This is a genomic window from Neobacillus drentensis (assembly GCF_036962765.1).
GTDB lineage: Bacteria > Bacillota > Bacilli > Bacillales > Cytobacillaceae > Neobacillus > Neobacillus drentensis_C.
Map to the genome: position 1 here is coordinate 1 of NZ_JBALOS010000388.1, position 4,837 is coordinate 4,837.

Consider the following 4,837-nt stretch of genomic DNA (forward strand, 5'->3'; position numbering starts at 1 on the left):
TTTAGCGATAGGGGGGTCTAAAGAGCCCCAAATCCTTCGAATTACGGATAGGATTCTGGTGTTAATTGGCTTTTCAGTGGAGAATACTGTAATTGTTGAAGGCGATGAAGGCTTAATTATTTGGGATACTGGATCTTACACCTCAATCGGCAAGCGCAAATATGAAGCTCTTCGACAGATAACGGATAAACCAATCAAAGCGATTATTTATTCACATAATCACTATGCAATGGGAACGACAGCATTTATTGGAAATAGTGAAGAAGTGGAGATTATTTCTCATCCTGATGTTCATAAAAATGTTACGGATGGAATGATGGAACTCGGACCTACTTTACTTAGAAATGGTGCACAGCATTTTGGATTTTATTTACCTCGGACAGGTCCGGACGCAATGATGGCAGCAGTACAAAACGATTCAGATACTGATAAGTCTTCAGGCTACATAAAACCCACTTATGGGGTGAAAGATGGAGAAGAGATGATTATAGATGGTGTCCGAATACAGTTTTTTTATACACCATCAGACACGAACGATTCTTTAACCATTTGGTTGCCGGATCATGATTCAGTTATTACGAATAGTATTTGGTATCTATATCCGAATCTTTATACTTTACGAGGTCAACCTTATCGGAATCCTGTTGACTGGATGAACGGTATAGATATTATTCGAAGTAAAAATCCTCAATTCCTAATTCCATCTCATGGGATTCCTATGACTACACGAGAGAAAAGCTATGAGCTGGCGACGAATTATCGGGATGGAATTGCCTTTGTTTACAGTCAGACGATTCGTGGAATTAATCAAGGGCTCAAACCGGATGATATTGCTGAGATTATAGAACTTCCTGAGCATTTGGCGAATTTTCCGCAATTAAGAGAAGCATATGGAGAACTTAAACACCACATAAAAGGAATATATAGTGGATTAATAGGATGGTTTAGCTTAGATGCAGCAGATATAAACCCTGTTCCAATTTCATTTAGATCGAAAAGAATCATAGAAGGGTTTGGGGGAGAAGATCTCCTAATTGATGCCTCAATAAAGGCTTATGAAAATAAGGAATATGCTTGGACAGCTGAACTGATTACCCATTTATTAAATGTTGATCCAACAAATTCTAAAGCTAAACAAATTAAAGCGAATGCATTGCGTCAAATGGGATACGTAACTCCAGCTTTATCATCTAGAGCTTTTTATCTTACCCAAGCATTGGTGCTGGAAGGAAAAGTAAATCTTGAAGATATTCCACCAGGCTTTCCAGGAACTCTAGATGAAAATGAAATGAAAAAACATGTAGATAAATCTATTAAACTATTAGAATTCAAGATCAATCCAATCAAGTCGAAAAACATCGATCGAATCCTTTCTATTTCATTGAACGATTTGAATCAAGAATTCGGGTTACATATTAGAAAAGGTGTAGCTGAATTTATCAATCATAGGCCATTAAATGCGGATTTACGAATTGACCTGACTAGCGATATCTTGTCAGATATTATATTTGGAAATAGTACAATTGAAGCTGCCTTTGAAAGCGGCAAGGTAAAAACAGATGATGACGCGAGAGAAATTGCTGCCTTTTTCAGTGTATTTGAATGATATGACCAGGAAATGCCTTAACTATTTTTCATGGAGGCTTTTAAAATGTTAGAAAAGAAGATTTTGAAGATTAATGGAAAACAGAATGTATCATATATCGATGAGGGAAATGTATCTTCTCCTGTAGTTTTACTAGTTCATGGATTTCCAGAATCCTCATTAATATGGAAGGAGATCGTTCCTAAGCTAGTTACTCTTGGGTATCGTGCAGTTGCCCCGGATTTACCAGGATTTGGTCAGAGTGACCGTTTCGAAGTTTCGTCAACATGGGAGAATTACCGGCAATTTCTAAGTGATTTTCTTGAAAAATTAAATGTCGATCGCTTTCATTTGTTTTGCCATGATTGGGGGGCAATTATTAGTTTATATTGGGCAGGTGAACATCCAGAAAAAATTCTAAGCCTGTTCGTTACCGATACTTTTTATTCACCTGATGCAGAATGGCATAATGTTGCCAAACTGTTTAGAACACCACAAATCGGAGAAAAGACGGTTGAAAAATTATTTGCTACAAGAGAAAGTTTTGCATCTCTTATGAGAAGAAGTATTCCTATTATTACCGAGGAGTTATTAGATGAATTTTATGCTACGTTCATGACTCATGAGGGGAAAAAAATACCTCTTGAGCTTTATCGTTCTGGTGATTTTGAAAAAATTGAAAAAGGGAAATTGTTGCAAATACAGAAACCAGCAACGATTGTGTGGGGGGAATGTGATCCGTTTTGCCCATTACATGATGCACATAAAATACGCGACAATGAAATGCCTCAGGCTTCCATTCATACGATTCCAAATGTAGGGCATTTTGCACCTTATGAAGGAGCCGAAGAAGTAAATAAAGTGGTGGAGCTTCATTTTGAAAAGGTGCAATCGCTATAACTCATAAATGCACTTGTATAGTTTAAATTAAAAAGTATAAGTAATGAAAACTGATCAACAGATATCATTACATAAATATATTTCAGAATTAATGGAGGAATATGAAATATGCGATTACAAAATAAAGTGGCAATTATTACTGGTGGAGCAAATGGAATTGGCAAAAAAACGGTTGAACGTTTTCTTGTAGAGGGTTCAAAAGTTGTTTTTACTGATTTGAATGCAGAAGAAGGTACAAAAGCATTGCAGGAATTCCAACTGAAATTTTCTGATATACATTTTATTCAACAAAATGTCCAATCAGAATCAGATTGGGTAAAAGTTGTGAGTGAAACGATAGAAAAGTTCGGAAGAATAGATGTTTTATTCAATAATGCTGGTATCTACAAATCAAAATCGATTGAAGAAACTACACTTGAAGAATGGAACTTATTAATGGGTGTGAATGTTACAGGTGTATTTTTGGGAATGAAACAAGTTATTCCAATAATGAAAAATCAACGTAGTGGCTCTATTATCAACGCTTCATCTTTAGCTGGACTTCGTGGTAGTGCAAATCATATATTATATGGTGCAAGCAAAGGTGCCGTTAGAATGATGACAAAAGACATTGCTGCAGAAGTTGCACCTTATTCTATTCGTGTAAACAGTACACATCCGGGAGTCATCCAAACATCAATGGGTGATGATGTTGCAAAGGGTATCGGAGTTACTACAGAACAAATTGGGAAAGGTGTTCCATTAAAACGAACTGGAACACCAGACGATATTGCCAACGCAGTTGTATTTTTAGCTTCCGATGATTCAACTTATATCACTGGAACTGAAATTGTTATTGATGGTGGTCTGAATATATAATAAAATGTAAATTTATTTAGTTTTTTTAAAGAATTGAATTTAGAAAATATAGTGGGTTAGTCTTGCTGAGTAGATATATTTATTGGTTAAAAAGATAGAGCTATTTTTTAAAGTGGGCCTATTAGAAACCAATTAAATAGATCACTACAGGGCTAACTCATTATTAATTATGAGAGAATATTTTATATGTTTTACAATTTTAATATAATATTCCTCTTGCCGTTAAATTTCCCAAACGTACCTTTAAATTTCTAGACTTAATAAAATGATAATAAGGAATTATTATATAAATGTGAAGATTCTTATTGTTTTTGAACTTAATTAAAAACTAGAAAGAGTAGATACTAGTTTACTTAAGTGAAAAATTAAAACCACATTAGGAAGGAGGAGGTTTTTTGGCAAATTTAGACCCAATGGCTAAAGTCTATTTAAAATTGTATAGTCAACTACCGGCACTACAGATGATGGAGCCGCAAGAAGTCAGACAATTATTAGCACAAGCTCCCATTGTAGAGGTAGAGCTTGCACCGCTCTCGATTATTGATAACCGACGAATTTCGATTGGACCGGATTCTGAAATTAATGTCAGAATTTACACACCCATTGGAGAAGGGCCTTTTCCTATCTTTGTATATTATCACGGAGGCGGCTGGGTTTTAGGTGATCTTGAAACATCAGATGCTACGTGTAGGATGCTTGCTAAACGAACTGGTAGAATCGTAGTTTCCGTGGACTATAGATTAGCTCCAGAGTATAAGTTTCCTATTCCAGTTGAAGATTCATATGCAGCATTAAAGTGGGTTAGTGAAAATGCAACGGCTTTTAATGGCAATGTTACAAATATGGTAGTTGGCGGTGATAGTGCAGGAGGAAATCTTGCCACTGTGGTATCGCTAATTTCTAAGGAAAGGAACGGACCAGCAATTGCAGCACAAGTTCTCATATACCCTGTAACTAGTCTGAGTTATGATGCTAATTCGTACCTTGAATTCCAGAATGGTTATGGAATGGATAGAGACCTGATGATTTGGTTTGGTAATCATTACACCAACAATGACGAGGAAAAGCATCATAAATATGTAGCTCCATTAGTAGCTGCTGATTTAAGTAATCTTCCACCAGCTTTAGTGATCACTGCAGAAAATGATGTTCTGAGGGATGAAGGACAGGCATATGCTGAACGCCTGAAGAAAGCAGGTGTTAAGGTCGATACGATCTGCGAGCAAGGACTAGTCCACGGATATTTTACAAATATGGCGATATTTCCTGAGCGAATAAAAGGGACTATTTCTAGAATAGCTGAATTTTTAAATGAAATAGATCATTTGGTTAATAAATTGGGCTTTAATATTAAGGAATGATTAAAATAGTAAACATGCAATAGTAAACTCAATGATGACGATGTATAAGATGACAAGTGAGCAGATTAGTTCATTTCTAAATATCCTGTTTGAATGGCTGAAATGCCCACGCGATTTTTATTTTCTGAATTAT

General features: G+C 35.8%; 4 protein-coding genes. All 4 read left to right on the top strand.

What is annotated here, in order from left to right; all coding sequences use genetic code 11:
• Positions 1-1,606: alkyl sulfatase dimerization domain-containing protein (locus tag V7137_RS29870; protein ID WP_335701426.1), on the top strand; the 1,606-nt coding region annotated here is incomplete at its 5' end.
• A gap of 45 nt (positions 1,607-1,651) precedes the next feature.
• Positions 1,652-2,485 (top strand): alpha/beta fold hydrolase, encoded by an 834-nt coding sequence (locus tag V7137_RS29875; protein ID WP_335701427.1) that lies wholly within the window; start codon positions 1,652-1,654, stop codon positions 2,483-2,485.
• Positions 2,486-2,593: 108 nt separating this feature from the next.
• Positions 2,594-3,343 (top strand): SDR family NAD(P)-dependent oxidoreductase, encoded by a 750-nt coding sequence (locus V7137_RS29880; RefSeq protein WP_335701428.1) that lies wholly within the window; start codon positions 2,594-2,596, stop codon positions 3,341-3,343.
• Positions 3,344-3,738: 395 nt separating this feature from the next.
• Positions 3,739-4,704 carry an alpha/beta hydrolase gene (locus V7137_RS29885; protein ID WP_335701429.1) on the top strand — a complete coding sequence of 322 codons (966 nt, stop codon included), beginning with the start codon at positions 3,739-3,741 and terminating at the stop codon, positions 4,702-4,704.
• The last annotated feature ends 133 nt before the right edge of the window (positions 4,705-4,837 follow it).